This is a genomic window from Pseudomonas anguilliseptica (assembly GCF_900105355.1).
Classification (GTDB): domain Bacteria; phylum Pseudomonadota; class Gammaproteobacteria; order Pseudomonadales; family Pseudomonadaceae; genus Aquipseudomonas; species Aquipseudomonas anguilliseptica.
Genome location: NZ_FNSC01000001.1, coordinates 1,019,081 through 1,033,865 on the forward strand (window position 1 = coordinate 1,019,081; position 14,785 = coordinate 1,033,865).

A 14,785-nucleotide genomic window follows, 5' to 3' on the forward strand; every position below is an offset into this window, starting at 1 on the left:
CATTTCGTTTATCTATTTCTTTTCATTTTTAAAGTCAAAAAGCAGCCTATGACCTCTCCAGCTAAAGCGCCGCCCCTGTACCCGAAAAGCCATATTCTGGCGGCCAGTGGCGTCGCCGCCTTACTGAGCCTAGCCCTACTGGTATTTCCCTCCCGCGAAGTTGAAGCCCAAAAAACCTACATCAATCTTGAGCTAGACAACGGTTCCGAGTTCGCCGAGCTACAGGGCGAGCCGAACTTAGACGCCCTACCGTCGCCCAACAAAAGCCAGTCACCTTTCGCCAATACGGCAGCCACAGAACGCCCCACAGACGATGAGCTGAAGACTGCGCAGGTCGAAAAACCGCAGGAAGAAATCGACCCACTCAAGCACATCATTCGCGTGGAAAACGGCGATACGCTGTCCACGGTATTTGCCAAGGTCGGACTGAATGCCACCACGCTGCATGACGTGCTCAATAGCAGCAAGGAAGCCAAGCAGCTGACACGCCTCAAGGTAGGCCAAGCGCTCGAATTCAATCTGAACACAGACGGTCAACTCCAAAGCCTGCACAGTAAGCTCAGTGAGCTGGAAAGCATTGCCCTGACGAAAAGCGACAAGGGTTTCAGTTTCAAGCGCGAACTGGTCAAACCTGAAGTTCAGACCACCTACAGCCACGGCGTGATCAACAGCTCACTGTTTCTCTCAGCCAAGCGCGCTGGCCTGTCGCATAGTCTGACCATGGATCTGGCCAACGTATTCGGCTACGACATCGACTTCGCCATGGATATTCGCGAAGGTGACGAATTCGAGCTGATCTACGAGAAGAAAGTGGTCAACGGCAAGCAGGTCGGCACCGGCAATATCCTATCGGCACGCTTCACCAACCGCGGCAAGACCTACACCGCCGTGCGCTACACCAACAAGCAAGGCAACAGCAGCTATTACAACGCCAATGGCGAGAGCATGCGCAAAGCCTTTATTCGCACCCCGGTGGATTTTGCCCGCATCAGCTCGCGCTTCTCCACAGGCCGTCGCCACCCTGTTCTAAATAAGATTCGTGCACACAAGGGCGTCGATTACGCAGCCCCGCGCGGCACGCCAATCAAGGCCGCCGGCGATGGCCGCATCACTCTGGCAGGCCGTCACGGCGGTTACGGCAATGCAGTAATCATCCAGCATGGTCAACGCTACCGCACCCTGTATGCCCACATGAACGGCTTTGCCAAGGGCATCCGCAGCGGCGGCAACGTCAAACAGGGCCAAATCATCGGTTATATCGGCACCACCGGCCTGTCTACCGGGCCGCATCTACACTATGAGTTCCAGGTCAACGGCGTGCACGTCGACCCGCTGAGCCAGAAGCTGCCAATGGCCGACCCGATCCCCAGCAGTGAGAAAGCCCGCTTCATGCAGTTGAGCAAACCGCTGATGGCGCAAATGGACAAAGAGAAGTCCACGATGCTTGCCCTCAATAATCAGCGCTAAGCCATGCCCCTCTACCTCGGCGTGATGTCCGGTACCAGCCTGGATGGCCTGGACATCGCACTGATCGAGCAGGAACACAGCACCCGCCTGCTTGGCACCCGCTACCTGCCCATGCCAGACGAACTGCGTAGCAGCTTACTCAGCCTGTGTGCATCCGGCCCGGATGAACTGGCCCGCGCGGCAATAGCCGAACAGCAGTGGATCGCGCTCGCCGCGCAAGGCATCAATGAGCTGCTAATCCAGCACGACATACCCGCACGCAGCGTTCGCGCCATTGGCAGCCATGGCCAGACCATACGTCATGAGCCTGCACGCGGTTTCAGCATTCAAATCGGCAACCCCGCCCTGCTCGCGGAGCTGACCGCCATCAGCGTGGTCAGTGACTTTCGCCGCCGCGATGTAGCGGCAGGCGGTCAGGGCGCGCCACTGGTTCCAGCGTTTCACCAGGCATTATTCGCCAGCGAAGGCACTACCCGTGCGATCCTGAATATTGGCGGTTTCAGCAACCTCAGCCTGCTTGAGCCTGAGAGCCCGGTACATGGCTTCGACTGCGGCCCGGGCAATGTGCTGCTGGACGCCTGGATTCAACGCCACCAAGGCCTGCCATACGACCAGGATGGTCATTGGGCTGCCAGCGGCCAGGTACAGATGCAGCTTCTGCAAGCCTTGCTAAGCGATCCCTACTTCCAGACCCAGGGCCCGAAAAGCACCGGGCGTGAGCTGTTCAACCTTGCCTGGCTGGATCAACACCTGCACAACCTGCCGGCGTTTGCTAAGGCTGACGTGCAGGCAACCCTGCTGGAACTGACCGCTATCAGCATTACCGCAGCACTCAAGGCTGCTCAGCAGAACACCGAGATGCTACTGGTGTGTGGTGGTGGCGCGCATAACCACACACTGATGCGCCGCCTGGCGCAGCTGCTGCCTAATAGCCAGGTGAGCAGCACCGATGCGCATGGCGTGCCCGCCGACTGGGTCGAAGCTATGGCCTTTGCCTGGCTGGCGCACTGCTGCCTGGAAGGCATTCCCGCCAACCGGCCTAGCGTCACCGGCGCTCGCGGCCTGCGAGTACTTGGCGCGATCTACCCCGCCTGATCACCTGCTCAAATCTGCTGTACGCAGAAACGAAAACGCCGTGCACAGGGCACGGCGCTAGCTTGAACAGCCTGCAACTCAGATCGAGAACGAAGAACCGCAACCGCAGGTGGTGGTGGCGTTCGGGTTGTTGATGACAAATCGCGAACCTTCCAGACCTTCCTGATAATCCACCTCAGCACCCGCCAGGTACTGGAAGCTCATCGGGTCAACCACCAGACTCACGCCTTCGCGCTCGATGATGGTGTCATCCTCGGCCACTTCTTCATCGAAGGTGAAGCCATACTGGAAACCGGAACAGCCGCCTCCCGTTACAAACACGCGCAATTTCAGGCGCGGGTTGCCTTCCTCATCGACCAGGCTCTTCACCTTGTTCGCCGCGCCCTGCGTAAATTGCATAGCACTGGGGGTGAAGGTTTCGACGCTCATGCTGATTAACTCCCGGCGCTACGCGCCATACTGCATTCTGATCGGCATTATCCGCTTACCCGAGAAAAGCGGTCAACTATTGTGCGGCATCCAGCGTTTCTGGTAATTCCAAAGGCCGTGCCTCGTCCTGCAAGCGACAGAGACGACCTTCGATCTGCGCGCCCATGGCCATCTCCATCAGGGCGTAATACAGATTGCCACGTACCCGCGCCCGCGCGCCCAACTCAAGATGACCGCTGGCGTGCACATCGCCGACTACTTCGCCATCAATCACTATATGGGGGGCGCGTATCTCACCTTCAACCCTCCCCTGCACGCTCACGCGCACCATACCTTCGCTGGCCACCAGATTACCCATGACCTTGCCATCGACCTGCACCGCACCCTGAAAGCGCAAATCGCCATACAGTTCGGCACCCACCGCAATCAGGCTGGTCTTACCCGCGAAACGCTGCACGTCAGTGCGCGCCTTATCTTTATTCCACATAAGGAACAGCTACTCCTCTTTGTTCCATTTAAATGTGCGCAACAACGGCTTCTCGCCTTTTACATCGGCACGCACCTTGATCTCGCGCGGGATAAACCCTTCAGGCAACTTTAGCTCGGCAAATCGCCCAGCCTCGGGAATGGCCTGAAAGTGCTTGAAGGCAAAGGCAATCGGTTGCTCAGGCAGGGCAGCGGGCAAGTCTGCGCCCAATGCCGCCAGCTCAAGCGTGACATCCTGCTCGCCGTGCTTGCCGACAATCGACACCTGCAACTGGCCTTCCAGCGGCGTCTCACCTTTACCCACACGACTGAGGAGTATCTTGTAGCGGAAATGCTCAGGCCTGTCCGTGGCCTGTAGCTCAAAGGTCTTGATGCGCAAACCTTCACGACGGCTGGCGGGGGCCAACACGCCTTTGTAGAAGGCCAGATCCTGCTGTTGTTTATAGATTTGCTCTTCGAGCAGCTTGATAGTCAGACGGTTCTGCTCGTTGGCTTGCTGGCTGAGCTTTTCTGCACTGCTGAGCACGACCACACGCTGACGCAACTCATCGACCTCGCGCACCAATTGTTCATCACGCACTGGCGCGGCTGGCTGCCCCACCACCACTGCAGGCTGACTGTACTGCTGCCACCAACCACCAACATAGAAGGCCAACGGAATGCACAGCACCAGCAGCAACCCAAGCATGCGCCGCCGCCGCGTACGCCCCGGATCGCTTGGACGAACCTCCCAGCCCGCCATCAGGGCAACATGCCCGCGTGGGACAACCCCAGGCACTCATCGAGGCCGAAGAGAATATTCATATTCTGCACCGCCTGGCCCGACGCACCTTTGACCAGGTTGTCGATCACTGACAGCACTACCACCAGATCGCCGTCCTGCGGACGATGTACGGCAATCCGACACACATTGGCGCCGCGCACGCTGCGGGTTTCCGGGTGGCTGCCAGCGGGCATCACATCGACGAAGGGCTCGTTGGCGTAACGCTGCTCGAACAACGCCTGCAGATCCACCGAACGGTCGACCACAGTGGCATAAAGTGTGGCGTGAATACCGCGAATCATCGGTGTCAGGTGCGGCACAAAGGTCAGACCGACATCTTTACCGGCAGCCCGGCGCAGACCTTGGCGAATCTCGGGCAGATGCCGATGACCTTTGACCCCATAGGCTTTCATGCTTTCGCCGGCTTCACTGAACAGCGAACCCACGCTGGCACCACGCCCGGCGCCGCTGACACCCGACTTGCAGTCGGCGATCACTTGCGTGGTATCGGCCAGGCCGGCCTCCAGCAGCGGAATCAGCGCCAGCTGCGCGGCTGTCGGATAGCAGCCTGGTACGGCAATCAGACGCGCCTGCTTGATGGCTTCACGGTTGACTTCCGGCAGACCGTAGATCGCCTCAGGAAGTAAATCCGGCGCACCGTGGGGCTGGCCGTACCACTTGGCCCACTCATCCGCGTCCTGCAGGCGGAAGTCGGCAGACAGGTCGATCACCTTGGTGCCGGCGGCCAGCAGCTCACCGGCCAGGGCATGAGCAACACCATGCGGCGTGGCGAAGAACACCACATCACAGGCGCCCAGGGTAGCCACATCCGGCACGCTGAACGCCAGGCTGCCGTAATGACCGCGCAGGTTCGGGTACATCTCGTCGACACGCATGCCGGCCTCGGAGCGCGAGGTAATCACCTCGACCTGCGCTTGCGGATGTTGCGCCAACAAACGCAACAACTCGACACCGGTATACCCCGTGCCGCCGACGATTCCGACCTTGATCATCACTTGCCCCTTTGCAATACCAGCAGTGGAAAGCTGCCGATGATACGGCCGCTTCGGCCAGGGGCCAACACTTGAGCGCCGCGAGTGATGACGGAGACGGTCATGCCCACTACTATCGGGGCACTTTCCTGCAACGAGTGCGCACAATGCTCTACCTATGGCTCAAGGCCCTGCACATCATCGCCATGGTCTGCTGGTTCGCCGGCCTGTTCTACCTGCCGCGCCTGTTCGTCTACCACGCCATGAGCACCGACGAGATCAGCCGCGAGCGCTTCTGCATCATGGAGCGCAAGCTCTATCGCGGAATCATGTGGCCGTCGCTGATTCTTACCGTCGGACTGGGCCTGTGGCTACTCAGCCTCAACCCGAGCTACTACTTCAGCCAGGGCTGGATGCACGCCAAGCTAAGTCTGGTCGCACTGCTGGTGGTCTACCAGTTTATATGCGGCGCACAACTCAAAGCCTTTGCCCGCGGTGAGAACCAGCGCAGCCATGTGTTCTACCGCTGGTTCAATGAAGCGCCCGTGCTGGCTCTGCTTGGCATTGTCATTCTGGTCGTGGTGCGCCCTTTCTAAATACATCAAGAGGATTACTGCATGTCGCTGCCAACTTTGCTCGAACAACGCCTGCGCCTGCCTGTCGTCGCGGCGCCGATGTTTCTGGTATCCAACCCGCAACTAGTCTTGGCCTGCTGCAACAGCGGCATCGTCGGCAGCTTCCCCGCCCTGAACCAACGTGAGAGCAGCGGCTTCAAGGATTGGCTGCAGGAAATCGAAGCCGGCCTGACCAACGCAGCAGCACCTTATGCGGTTAACCTGATCGTACATGGCAGCAACCCACGCCTGCAGGCGGACCTGGCGATCTGCGTCGAGCAGCGCGTGCCTATCGTGATCACTAGCCTGGGTGCGGTGAAGGAAGTGGTCGATGCGGTACACAGTTACGGCGGCTTGGTGTTCCACGACGTAACCACCCGCCGGCATGCCGAGAAAGCCGCAGAAGCTGGCGTCGACGGCCTGATCGCGGTAGCCGCTGGCGCAGGCGGACATGCCGGCACCTGGAGCCCGTTTGCGCTGATCGCCGAAATCCGCCAGTTCTTCGACAAGACCCTGCTGCTGGCCGGCTGCCTTAACCAGGGCAACGAAGTGCTGGCCGCACAACTGCTTGGCGCCGACCTTGCGTATCTCGGCACCCGCCTGATCGCCACCCAGGAAAACGCCGCGTCCGCGGCTTACAAGCAGATGATCCTTGACGCCAAAGCCGCCGACATTATCCACACCCCAGCAGTCTCTGGCGTCCCAGCGAGCTTTATGCGCCAGAGCCTGGAGCTGGCCGGTTACGACCTCAAGCAGCTGCAGAACAAAGGCGAGGTCAACTACGGCGAAAAGCTCAAACCCATGGACGAAGAAGCCAAAGCTTGGAAAACCGTGTGGTCGGCCGGCCAAGGCGTCGGCAATATCCGCGACCTGCCCAGCGTCGAGCAACTGATCACCCGCCTCGACAACGAATACCGCGCCGCCCTCACGCACAGCCTGCAGCTGCAACAACGCTGGGCGCGATGAAGCGACGCAATCTGCTCGGCCTCGGCGCGCTGGGGTTATTGGGCGCTTGGGCGTTGCGCCCGAACGATCTAGGCCAGCCCCACGCGCCCTACTTTGGCGCACTAAACCAGTTACTGCGGCGTGCAGGAGCCGGACTGCCGCTGCTGGTAGTGGACCTAAAGCGTCTTGAGCAGAACGCCGAGCTGCTTGCCAGACAGCTCGGCAGCCAACTGCCGCTGCGCATAGTTGCCAAATCACTGGCCTCCACAGGCTTACTCGACTACCTGGCGAAGAAGCTCACCACCCAGCGGTTTATGGTGTTCCACCAGCCGCAGATTAATCAGCTCGCAGTGAACTTCCCCCAGTCAGACCTGCTGCTCGGCAAACCCTTGCCCAGTGCAGCGGCCCTGAGCTTCTACCAGCACCTGCCACAAGGCAGCGGCTTTGTCCCCGCCGAGCAGCTGACCTGGCTGATCGATAGCCAGACCCGCCTGCAGGAATACGCCGCCCTGGCCAACGCTCTCAACCAGCCGCTGCAGATTGCCTTTGAAATCGATATCGGCCTGGCCCGTGGCGGCTTTGCCACACCCGCCGAACTCGGGGCCGCACTTACCTGGCTGCGTAACACCCCGAACCGACTGCGCATTCGAGGCTTGATGGGTTATGACGCGCACCTTGCCCATACGCCGTTCTGGACAGACCCAACCAGCGCCTTTACCCAAAGCTCCGCACGCTACCGCGTATTTATCACCAGCGCCGCCTCATTCAGCGAGCTGTGGCCGCAACAACCGCTGCTCAATGGCGCAGGCAGCCTGACCTATGCCCTGCACGCTCAGCGCGATACGCCACTGAATGAAGTCGCGGTCGGTTCTGCACTGCTCAAGCCCAGCGACTTTGACAGCCCACTGCTCAGTGCCCAGCAAGCTGCGCTATGGATTGCCAGCCCGGTGCTAAAAGCATTGCCTGGGCAGCTTCCCTTTCTCGAGCGATCCCATCAGCTGCTGCAGCGCTGGAACCCCAATCGCCAACAGGTTTATTACCTGTATGGCGGGCAATGGCCAGCCACACCGGTATCACCCACAGGGCTCAGTTATGACACCCTGTACGGCCGCAGTGCCAACCAGGAACGCCTGATCGGCTCAGACGGCACAGGCTTACAGGTCGACGACTGGGTGTTTCTCCGCCCGCAACGCTCGGAGGGCCTGTTCGAGCTGTTCAACCAGCTCGTTCTTCTGCGCAACGGCCGCCTGGTCGGCAGCTGGTCGGCAGCTGGTCGGCAGCTGGTCGGCAGCTGGTCGGCCAGCGGAGCGTGAACCATCTCTAGGCCCGTACACATTTGCGCGTAGGCAGCTTGTTTACTGGCCTGCAGGCCGGCTAGCCTGTAGCGCAACTCCATTCTGGCACCGACAAGGACGCCGATATGACCCAAGCCCGCTTCAAGATTGTGTTCAACGGCGAGCTGATGCCCGACGTCAGCCTGGAAACAGCCAAAGAGAACCTCGCTCGCCTGTTCAAGAGCGACCTGACCCGGATCAACTCGCTGTTTAACGGCGGCAATGTTGATATCAAGCGCGACCTTAGCGAGAACGAGGCCGACCAGTACCTCAAGGCCTTGCAGAGCGCCGGCGCCAAAGTGCGCAAGGAACAGGATCTGACCGCCAGCCTGAGCCTGGTGGAAACCGATGATCACCGTACGGAAAGCAGCGAAGCTGAAAGCAACGTACCGATGACCTGCCCCAAGTGCGGCCACCAGCAAAGCAAAGCTATCGAATGCTCGGCCTGCGGCATCGTTATCGAGAAATTTATCGCCCGCCAGGCCATGCTCGCAGAAAGCCAGCCAGAAGTGGTTAGCGCTGCGGCCACCCCCTATGCCACGCCGAAAGCAGCCGTGGCGGAAACGCTGCCGGAGTTCGGCGAGCTAAGGATGGTCTGAAGTAGCCATGTATTTCTGGCTGACTTCAGCCCCCGCCGATTTTGAAAGCGGCAAATCGATCAAAAACGATCAGATTACCCATTCATTTCTGTGTTTTTAGCCGCCGCGAGTAGCTCGCGGCAGCCATTTCCCGCATTACAGGCGCACCTCTCCTGCATTGGTCAGTAAATGTCGGCGTGCCATCCACAGGTTCGACAGCGCGAACAGCGTCACCAGTTGCGCCGTGTTCTTGGCCAAGCCACGGAAGCGTGTCTTTACATAACTGAACTGACGCTTGATCACCCGGAACGGGTGCTCAACCTTGGCGCGCACCTGGGCCTTGGCCTTCTCGATCTTGCGTTTGGCTTTGTACAGCGGGCTGCTCTTACCCAGCTTCTTATAGGTGCTGCGGCGGGCAGCAACCTGCCAGATCACCTCGCGCCCATCATGTTCGGGGCGCTTTTCGACACCGGTATAACCGTAAGCGCTCCATAAACCTCATCTACAAATGATCCGCAGGCCAGCCAATGCTGAGCTCCAATTTCTTTCTGGAGCCAGCCGTCATGATGCGCCCCGACGCCAAAGTCGAAAAAGTCTATCTATACCCCAAGCCGGTGGATTTCCGAAAATCCATCGATGGCCTGGCCGCCCTGGTCGAGCTGGATATCAAGGTGGCGGTGTTCGACCCGGTGCTGTTCGTCTTCCTCAACCGCGCGCGCAGCCGGGTGAAGATTTTGTATTGGGAGCGCAACGGCTTTTGCCTGTGGCTCAAGCGATTGGAGGCTGAACGCTTCAAGTCGCATCCGGAACCTGGCGAAGATGCGATCGTGCTGACGGCCCAGGAGTTGAACTGGTTGTTGGACGGTATCGACCTGTGGCGCAACCGGCCGCACCAGGTTTTGACCCCTAGGTTCGTCACCTGAGCCGGTATAATCCACGGCATGATTTCTGTGCCCGAAACCCTTCCTGATGACCCCGCCGCGCTCAAGCAATTGCTCGCTGAGGTGTTGTCGTCGGCGCAGGAATTGGCCAAGGACAAGGATGGGCAGATCGAGCGCCTGCGCGAACAAAACGCGCTGTTGATCCAGCGCCTGTTCGGCCGTAAATCCGAGCAGAGCAGCGACCCGGATTCACCGCAGCTAGAGATGTTCAACGAAGCGGAAAGCCTGGCCGAAGCGGCGGCTGAAGCTCCGGCCGCTGAGGTCGAGGAAGAAGTCGTTGCGCCGACCAAGCGCCGCGGCAAGCGCAAGCCGTTACCGGCCGAACTACCGCGTGTCGAGGTCATCCACGAACTGCCCGAACACGAACTGACCTGCGAATGCGGTTGCCGCAAGCAGGCCATCGGCGAAGAAACCAGCGAGCAGCTGGAAATCATCCCGATGCAGGTTCAGGTGATCCGCCACATTCGCAAGACCTATGCCTGCAAGGCCTGCGAAAGCGCGCCGGTCACCGCTGACAAGCCGGCCCAACTGATCGAGAAAAGCCTGGCCAGCCCGAGCGTGCTGGCGATGCTGCTGACCAGCAAATACGCCGACGGCATCCCACTGTATCGCTTCGAAAAGATGCTCAGTCGCCATGGCATCGACATCCCCCGGCAGACCCTGGCGCGCTGGGTGATCCAGTGCGGCGAACTGCTACAACCGTTGCTCAACCTGATGCGCGACAGGCTGCTGGACAGTCCGGTGATCCACTGCGATGAAACCCGCGTGCAGGTGCTCAAGGAGCCTGGGCGCGATCCGAGCAGCCACTCCTGGATGTGGGTGCAGACCGGTGGCCCGCCTGGCAAACCGGTGATCCTCTTCGACTACACAACCAGCCGCGCGCAGGAGGTGCCGCTGCGCCTGCTCGACGGTTATCGCGGCTACCTGATGACCGACGATTACGCCGGCTACAACGCCGTGGCCGCACAACAAGGTGTTGAGCGCCTGGCCTGCTGGGCGCATGCGCGGCGCAAGTTCGTCGAAGCGCAAAAGGTGCAACCGAAGGGCAAAACCGGGCGTGCCGACATCGCGTTGGGGATGATCAACAAGCTCTACGGCATCGAGCGCGAACTTAAGGATGCCAGCGATGAACAGCGCTACCGGGGCCGCCAGCAGCACAGCCTACCGCTCCTCGATCAGCTCAAGACCTGGCTGGAGAAAACCCAGCCGCAGGTCACGGCGCAGAATGCCCTGGGCAAAGCAGTGAACTACCTGGCGAGCAACTGGAGCCGACTCGAACGCTACATCGAGGCTGGCCACCTGCCGATCGATAACAACGCTGCCGAGCGCGCGATCCGGCCCTTCGTCATAGGTCGCAAGAACTGGCTGTTGAGCGACACGCCGAAAGGCGCGACCGCCAGCGCCCAACTCTACAGCCTGGTGGAAACCGCCAAGACCAATGGCCAGGAGCCCTACGCCTGGCTGCGCCATGTCCTCGAACGCCTGCCGCTGGCCAACAGCGTTGAAGCCTACGAAGCGCTGCTGCCTTGGAACTGCCAACCAACGACGCCACTGTAAAACGCAAAACCTCTCCAGAGGGAGGTGGGGTCTATGGAGCGCTTACGTATAACCCGCATCGGCGCACACCACGTTTTCCTCGCCGTGCAGCAACTTGTCGACCTGAGTGACATCCGCCACGTTGGCCGCCGTGCCTACCACGCTGTGTACCAGCCCCGACTCGTCATCCACGCCAATGTGCGCCTTCATGCCGAAGTAGTATTGGTTGCCCTTCTTGGCCTGGTGCATCTCTGGGTCGCGTTTGCCGTCCTTGTTCTTGGTCGAACTCGGCGCATTGATCAGCGTGGCATCGACGATGGTGCCTTGGCGCAACGACAGGCCACGGTCGCCAAGATAGCCATTGATGACGGCCAGGATGCCGGCAGCCAACTCATGTTTCTCCAGCAGACGACGGAAGTTGAGGATGGTGGTTTCGTCGGGGATACGTTCCAGACTCAGCCCGGCGAACTGCCGCAGGATAGTGGTCTCGTACAGCGCTTCTTCCATCGCCGGGTCGCTGTAGCCGAACCAGTTCTGCATCAGGTGCACACGTAGCATCGCCATCAGCGGATAGGCCGGCCGACCGCCTTCACCCTTGGGGTAATACGGTTCGATCAGTGCGATCAAACCCTTCCACGGCACCACCCGATCCATCTCGATCAGGAACAACTCTTTGCGGGTCTGCTTGCGTTTGCCGGCGTACTCGGCATCGGCGAAGGTCATTTGCTTCATCGGAAAACTCGGCGGGTGGCGTCCGGGCATTTTGCCAAAATCAGGAAGTCTTATTCAGAGTTTCCCTAAAGGCTTTTGCCACCGACGGACGCATCGGCCGCTTGCGCTACCTGGCGTGGTCGATGGTGCTGATGCTGGCTTGCTTGCCGCTGTTCGGCATCGCCGGCGGTTTCTTCGCCGCGTCGGAAATTCTTGGCGGCCTGCTGATGGTCGTGGTGGGTATCGCCGTGGCGGTGGTCGGCATCATGTTCGGCGTGCAGCGCCTGCATGATATCGGCTGGTCGGGCTGGCTGCTGCTGGTCACCCTGGTGCCGATTGTTGGCGGGGTGTTCTCCCTGCTGATGTTTATCATCCCCGGCAGCACCGCCGCCAACCGCTTTGGTCCACCGCCACCACCGAACAGCCGTGCGGTGAAAATCCTCGCCCTGCTCTGGGTGGCGATCATCGTCCTCGGCATCGTGGCCGCCATCGCGATACCAGCCTATATGGGCTATTCCAACGCTGGTCTGTAACCCACTGGCAACCTTGCGCGGTACATGGGGTCGAAAGGCCCCATCACGGAGAACCCTATGACCCGTTACGCGCTTATCACCGGAGCCTCCAGTGGCATTGGCCTAGCCCTGGCCGAAGCCCTGGCCCGGCGCGGCCGCAATCTGATTCTGGTGGCGCGCCAGCGCGATGCGCTGGAAAGCATTGCCTGCGAACTGACTCAACGATTTTCCGTAGAGGTGCTATTTCGCATCTGCGACCTTAGCCAACCGCTGCAGGCCAGCGGTCTGCTGCATGAGCTGGAACAGGGTGAACGCAGTATCGACCTGCTGGTAAACAACGCCGGCATTGGTACCTCAGGCGCTTACGTGGCTCAGGACTGGCCGCGCGAACAACAACTGATCGAACTCAATATCCTGGCCCTAGCGCGCCTGTGCCACGCCATCGGCACCATCATGGCCGGCCAGGGCAGCGGGCAGATTCTTAATGTCGCCTCGGTTGCCGGCTTTCAGCCGGGGCCGGGCATGAGCAACTACTACGCGAGCAAGGCCTACGTGCTGCACTTCTCCGAAGGCCTGCGCGAAGAGCTTAAAGCGTACGGCGTCAAAGTATCCGTACTCTGCCCGGGGCCGACCCGCAGTGCGTTTTTCCGCACAGCCCAGATGGATGTGCAAGCCCTGCAGGGCAGCAAGCTGATGATGAGCGCCGAAGAAGTGGCGCTCATCACCCGCGATCATCATCCCTGGCTGGCGCAACCGCCTGATTGCCCTTAGCCCTCGGCTGGGACCGCGCTGGCTGGTACGGCGAATCAGCGCACGGCTTAATCGCCAATTCGGCAAGCCGGCCACCTAGCTAGCCGGCGTTGACCGTGCGTCCGTCCGCCCAGGCGCGCAGCGCGGCAAGGTCTTCAGCCATCACCACCGACAGCGGTGCGGTGCCTTGAATACTCTGAAGCAGCAAAGCCTGGTTGACCGTTTGCTGCTGAGCTTGCGCGGCATACAGGGCACTGACCACCGCCTGCTCGATCTCCGCACCGGAAAAGCCATCGCAAGCGGCGGCCAGCTGAGTCAGATCAAACGCCGTCACCTCCAGCTCACGCCGCGCCAAGTGAATACGGAAGATTTCGGCCCGCACTGCCGCGTCCGGCAAATCGACAAAGAACAGCTCATCGAAGCGCCCCTTGCGCATCAGCTCCGGCGGTAGCCGGGAAATCGCGTTGGCCGTGGCCACCATAAATACCGGCGCCTTGCGCTCGGCCATCCAGGTCAGCAAGGTGCCGAGTACACGCTGACTGACACCTCCATCATGGTCACCGCTGGCCAGCCCCTTCTCGATTTCGTCCATCCACAGCACACAGGGCGCCATCTGCTCGGCCAACTTGAGCGCTTCGCGCAGGTTGCGTTCGGTCTCGCCGAAGAACTTGTTGTACAGGCAGGCAAAGTCCAGACGCAGTAGAGGCAAGCCCACAGGCCGGCGATGGCCTTGGCGGCCAGGCTCTTGCCGCCGCCCTGTACGCCAACCAACAGCACCCCCTTGGGCAGATCGACGCCTTTGCCTTCGAGAAAGATGCTTTGCCGATCGCCCAGCCAGCGCTTGAGATTGCTCAGCCCGCCGACCTCGGCGAAACGTGCGGTGTCGTACTCGAAACTCAGCACGCCATCGAGATCGAGCAGCTTGAATTTGGTCTTGTTCAGCTCCGGCAGGTCTTCCTGGGTGATCGCGCCGTCATCGCAGATCACATTGCGCGCTAATGCACGCGCTTCGGCATGGCTGAGACCACGCAGGTTTTTCACCACCTGTTGCAAGGTGCGGTTATCGGTGCGCACTCGCGCGTTGCGGTTACGCGCGCTCCAGCCGGTGGCCTCGTCGCGCACGATGGCCAGCAGCTCTTCCTCGGAAGGTAGCGACAGACTGAAGCGCGAAGCGTAACGCTGCACCTCAGGCGGCAACTTGCAAGCATGGGACACCAGCACCAGCGTCGGCTTGCTGGGCAGCTCATTCATGGCGATTTCCTTGAGCAGGCGCACCAGCTTGGGGTTGTCGTCAAGAAACGGATGCAGGTCGCACATCACATACAGCGTCGGCTGCGTATCAGCCTTGATCAGACGCAGAGCAGTTTCAGGCTCCAAGGTTGTGCTGTCGACCGGCTCCTGAATGGAATAGCCCACACGCTGCAAGCCCTCGGTCACCGACCACACCTGCAGGCCAAGACTACGGCGCACCGCCAGGCTGGTCAGGGTTTCCAGCACTCGTGGCTCATCCCAGGACTCGATCAGCACCAGCTTGGTCTTGGAATCCAATACCAAGCCCAGGTCATGAATATCGTTTTTCACCCACGCTCCTTGTCCACTAAACTCGGGCCTCGTTAAATACCGGCCAGGAGA

Annotated in this window: 12 protein-coding genes and 5 pseudogenes; 10 read left to right on the forward strand and 7 right to left on the reverse strand. The window is 60.3% G+C overall.

The genetic code is table 11. The features are described from left to right. Nucleotides 1–48 precede the first annotated feature (48 nt). Nucleotides 49–1,467, forward strand: coding sequence for a peptidoglycan DD-metalloendopeptidase family protein (locus BLW24_RS04940; protein ID WP_090387630.1), 1,419 nt, complete (start codon nt 49–51; stop codon nt 1,465–1,467). Nucleotides 1,468–1,470: 3 nt separating this feature from the next. Further along, on the forward strand, nt 1,471–2,562 hold the full coding sequence (locus BLW24_RS04945) for an anhydro-N-acetylmuramic acid kinase (protein WP_090377433.1): 1,092 nt from the start codon (nt 1,471–1,473) through the stop codon (nt 2,560–2,562). 78 nt (nt 2,563–2,640) lie between these two features. On the opposite strand, the gene erpA is transcribed toward BLW24_RS04945, so the two are convergent. From erpA to argC, 4 genes are all read right to left on the reverse strand, one after another. Then, complete coding sequence (gene erpA / locus BLW24_RS04950) at nt 2,641–2,991, reverse strand: iron-sulfur cluster insertion protein ErpA (protein WP_090256106.1); 351 nt, start codon at nt 2,989–2,991, stop codon at nt 2,641–2,643. A 76-nt stretch (nt 2,992–3,067) separates the two neighbouring features. Next, the gene (locus BLW24_RS04955) at nt 3,068–3,478 is read right to left on the reverse strand and encodes a bactofilin family protein (RefSeq protein ID WP_090377436.1); all 411 of its coding nucleotides are present in this window, start codon (nt 3,476–3,478) and stop codon (nt 3,068–3,070) included. A gap of 9 nt (nt 3,479–3,487) precedes the next feature. Further along, nucleotides 3,488–4,219 carry a DUF6776 family protein gene (locus BLW24_RS04960; protein ID WP_244161083.1) on the reverse strand — a complete coding sequence of 244 codons (732 nt, stop codon included), beginning with the start codon at nt 4,217–4,219 and terminating at the stop codon, nt 3,488–3,490. Beyond that, a complete protein-coding gene (gene argC, locus BLW24_RS04965) occupies nt 4,219–5,253 on the reverse strand; it encodes an N-acetyl-gamma-glutamyl-phosphate reductase (protein WP_090377439.1) in 1,035 nt (344 codons plus the stop codon). The genes BLW24_RS04960 and argC overlap by 1 nt, the downstream gene beginning before the upstream one ends. Nucleotides 5,254–5,399: 146 nt before the next feature. On the opposite strand from argC, the gene hemJ reads away from it, so the two are divergent. From hemJ to BLW24_RS04985, 4 genes and pseudogenes are all read left to right on the forward strand, one after another. Further along, nucleotides 5,400–5,828, forward strand: coding sequence for a protoporphyrinogen oxidase HemJ (gene hemJ, locus BLW24_RS04970; RefSeq protein ID WP_090377442.1), 429 nt, complete (start codon nt 5,400–5,402; stop codon nt 5,826–5,828). Nucleotides 5,829–5,849: 21 nt separating this feature from the next. Continuing rightward, the gene (locus BLW24_RS04975) at nt 5,850–6,812 is read left to right on the forward strand and encodes an NAD(P)H-dependent flavin oxidoreductase (protein ID WP_090377445.1); all 963 of its coding nucleotides are present in this window, start codon (nt 5,850–5,852) and stop codon (nt 6,810–6,812) included. Then, a complete protein-coding gene (locus BLW24_RS04980) occupies nt 6,809–8,104 on the forward strand; it encodes an alanine racemase (RefSeq protein WP_090377448.1) in 1,296 nt (431 codons plus the stop codon). Before BLW24_RS04975 ends, BLW24_RS04980 begins: the two co-directional genes overlap by 4 nt. 107 nt (nt 8,105–8,211) lie before the next feature. Next, nucleotides 8,212–8,718, forward strand: a pseudogene (locus BLW24_RS04985) (DUF805 domain-containing protein); the annotation flags it as partial. Nucleotides 8,719–8,859: 141 nt separating this feature from the next. Here BLW24_RS04985 and BLW24_RS04990 read toward each other — a convergent pair. Beyond that, a pseudogene (locus tag BLW24_RS04990) lies at nt 8,860–9,183 on the reverse strand (transposase); the annotation flags it as partial. Nucleotides 9,184–9,230: 47 nt separating this feature from the next. Here BLW24_RS04990 and tnpB point away from each other — a divergent pair. Continuing rightward, nucleotides 9,231–9,626: an IS66 family insertion sequence element accessory protein TnpB gene (gene tnpB, locus BLW24_RS04995; protein WP_244161054.1), complete on the forward strand. Its 396-nt coding sequence runs from the start codon at nt 9,231–9,233 to the stop codon at nt 9,624–9,626. Between the two features lie 18 nt (nt 9,627–9,644). Next, entirely contained in the window at nt 9,645–11,201 is a 1,557-nt protein-coding gene (tnpC, locus tag BLW24_RS05000) for an IS66 family transposase (RefSeq protein ID WP_090377453.1), read from the forward strand. 45 nt (nt 11,202–11,246) lie between these two features. Here the strand turns inward: tnpC and BLW24_RS05005 are convergent. Beyond that, nucleotides 11,247–11,912, reverse strand: a pseudogene (locus tag BLW24_RS05005) (IS5-like element ISPst7 family transposase); the annotation flags it as partial. Here BLW24_RS05005 and BLW24_RS05010 point away from each other — a divergent pair. Together BLW24_RS05010 and BLW24_RS05015 are read left to right on the forward strand one after the other, a co-directional pair. Further along, on the forward strand, nt 11,798–12,424 hold the full coding sequence (locus BLW24_RS05010) for a DUF805 domain-containing protein (RefSeq protein WP_208600140.1): 627 nt from the start codon (nt 11,798–11,800) through the stop codon (nt 12,422–12,424). The pseudogene BLW24_RS05005 and the gene BLW24_RS05010 sit on opposite strands and share 115 nt — an antisense overlap. Nucleotides 12,425–12,481: 57 nt before the next feature. Beyond that, a pseudogene (locus tag BLW24_RS05015) lies at nt 12,482–13,253 on the forward strand (SDR family NAD(P)-dependent oxidoreductase). Here BLW24_RS05015 and BLW24_RS05020 read toward each other — a convergent pair. Beyond that, nucleotides 13,254–14,734: pseudogene (locus BLW24_RS05020) on the reverse strand (AAA family ATPase). Nucleotides 14,735–14,785: the final 51 nt, after the last annotated feature.

Bases quoted from the DNA above. Each gene is read 5' to 3' on its own strand.
- BLW24_RS04940 (WP_090387630.1), top strand. From the start codon at position 49: ATGACCTCTCCAGCTAAAGCGCCGCCCCTGTACCCGAAAAGCCATATT.
- BLW24_RS04945 (WP_090377433.1), top strand. From the start codon at position 1,471: ATGCCCCTCTACCTCGGCGTGATGTCCGGTACCAGCCTGGATGGCCTG.
- erpA (WP_090256106.1), bottom strand. From the start codon at position 2,991: ATGAGCGTCGAAACCTTCACCCCCAGTGCTATGCAATTTACGCAGGGC.
- BLW24_RS04955 (WP_090377436.1), bottom strand. From the start codon at position 3,478: ATGTGGAATAAAGATAAGGCGCGCACTGACGTGCAGCGTTTCGCGGGT.
- BLW24_RS04960 (WP_244161083.1), bottom strand. From the start codon at position 4,219: ATGGCGGGCTGGGAGGTTCGTCCAAGCGATCCGGGGCGTACGCGGCGG.
- argC (WP_090377439.1), bottom strand. From the start codon at position 5,253: ATGATCAAGGTCGGAATCGTCGGCGGCACGGGGTATACCGGTGTCGAG.
- hemJ (WP_090377442.1), top strand. From the start codon at position 5,400: ATGCTCTACCTATGGCTCAAGGCCCTGCACATCATCGCCATGGTCTGC.
- BLW24_RS04975 (WP_090377445.1), top strand. From the start codon at position 5,850: ATGTCGCTGCCAACTTTGCTCGAACAACGCCTGCGCCTGCCTGTCGTC.
- BLW24_RS04980 (WP_090377448.1), top strand. From the start codon at position 6,809: ATGAAGCGACGCAATCTGCTCGGCCTCGGCGCGCTGGGGTTATTGGGC.
- tnpB (WP_244161054.1), top strand. From the start codon at position 9,231: ATGCTGAGCTCCAATTTCTTTCTGGAGCCAGCCGTCATGATGCGCCCC.
- tnpC (WP_090377453.1), top strand. From the start codon at position 9,645: ATGATTTCTGTGCCCGAAACCCTTCCTGATGACCCCGCCGCGCTCAAG.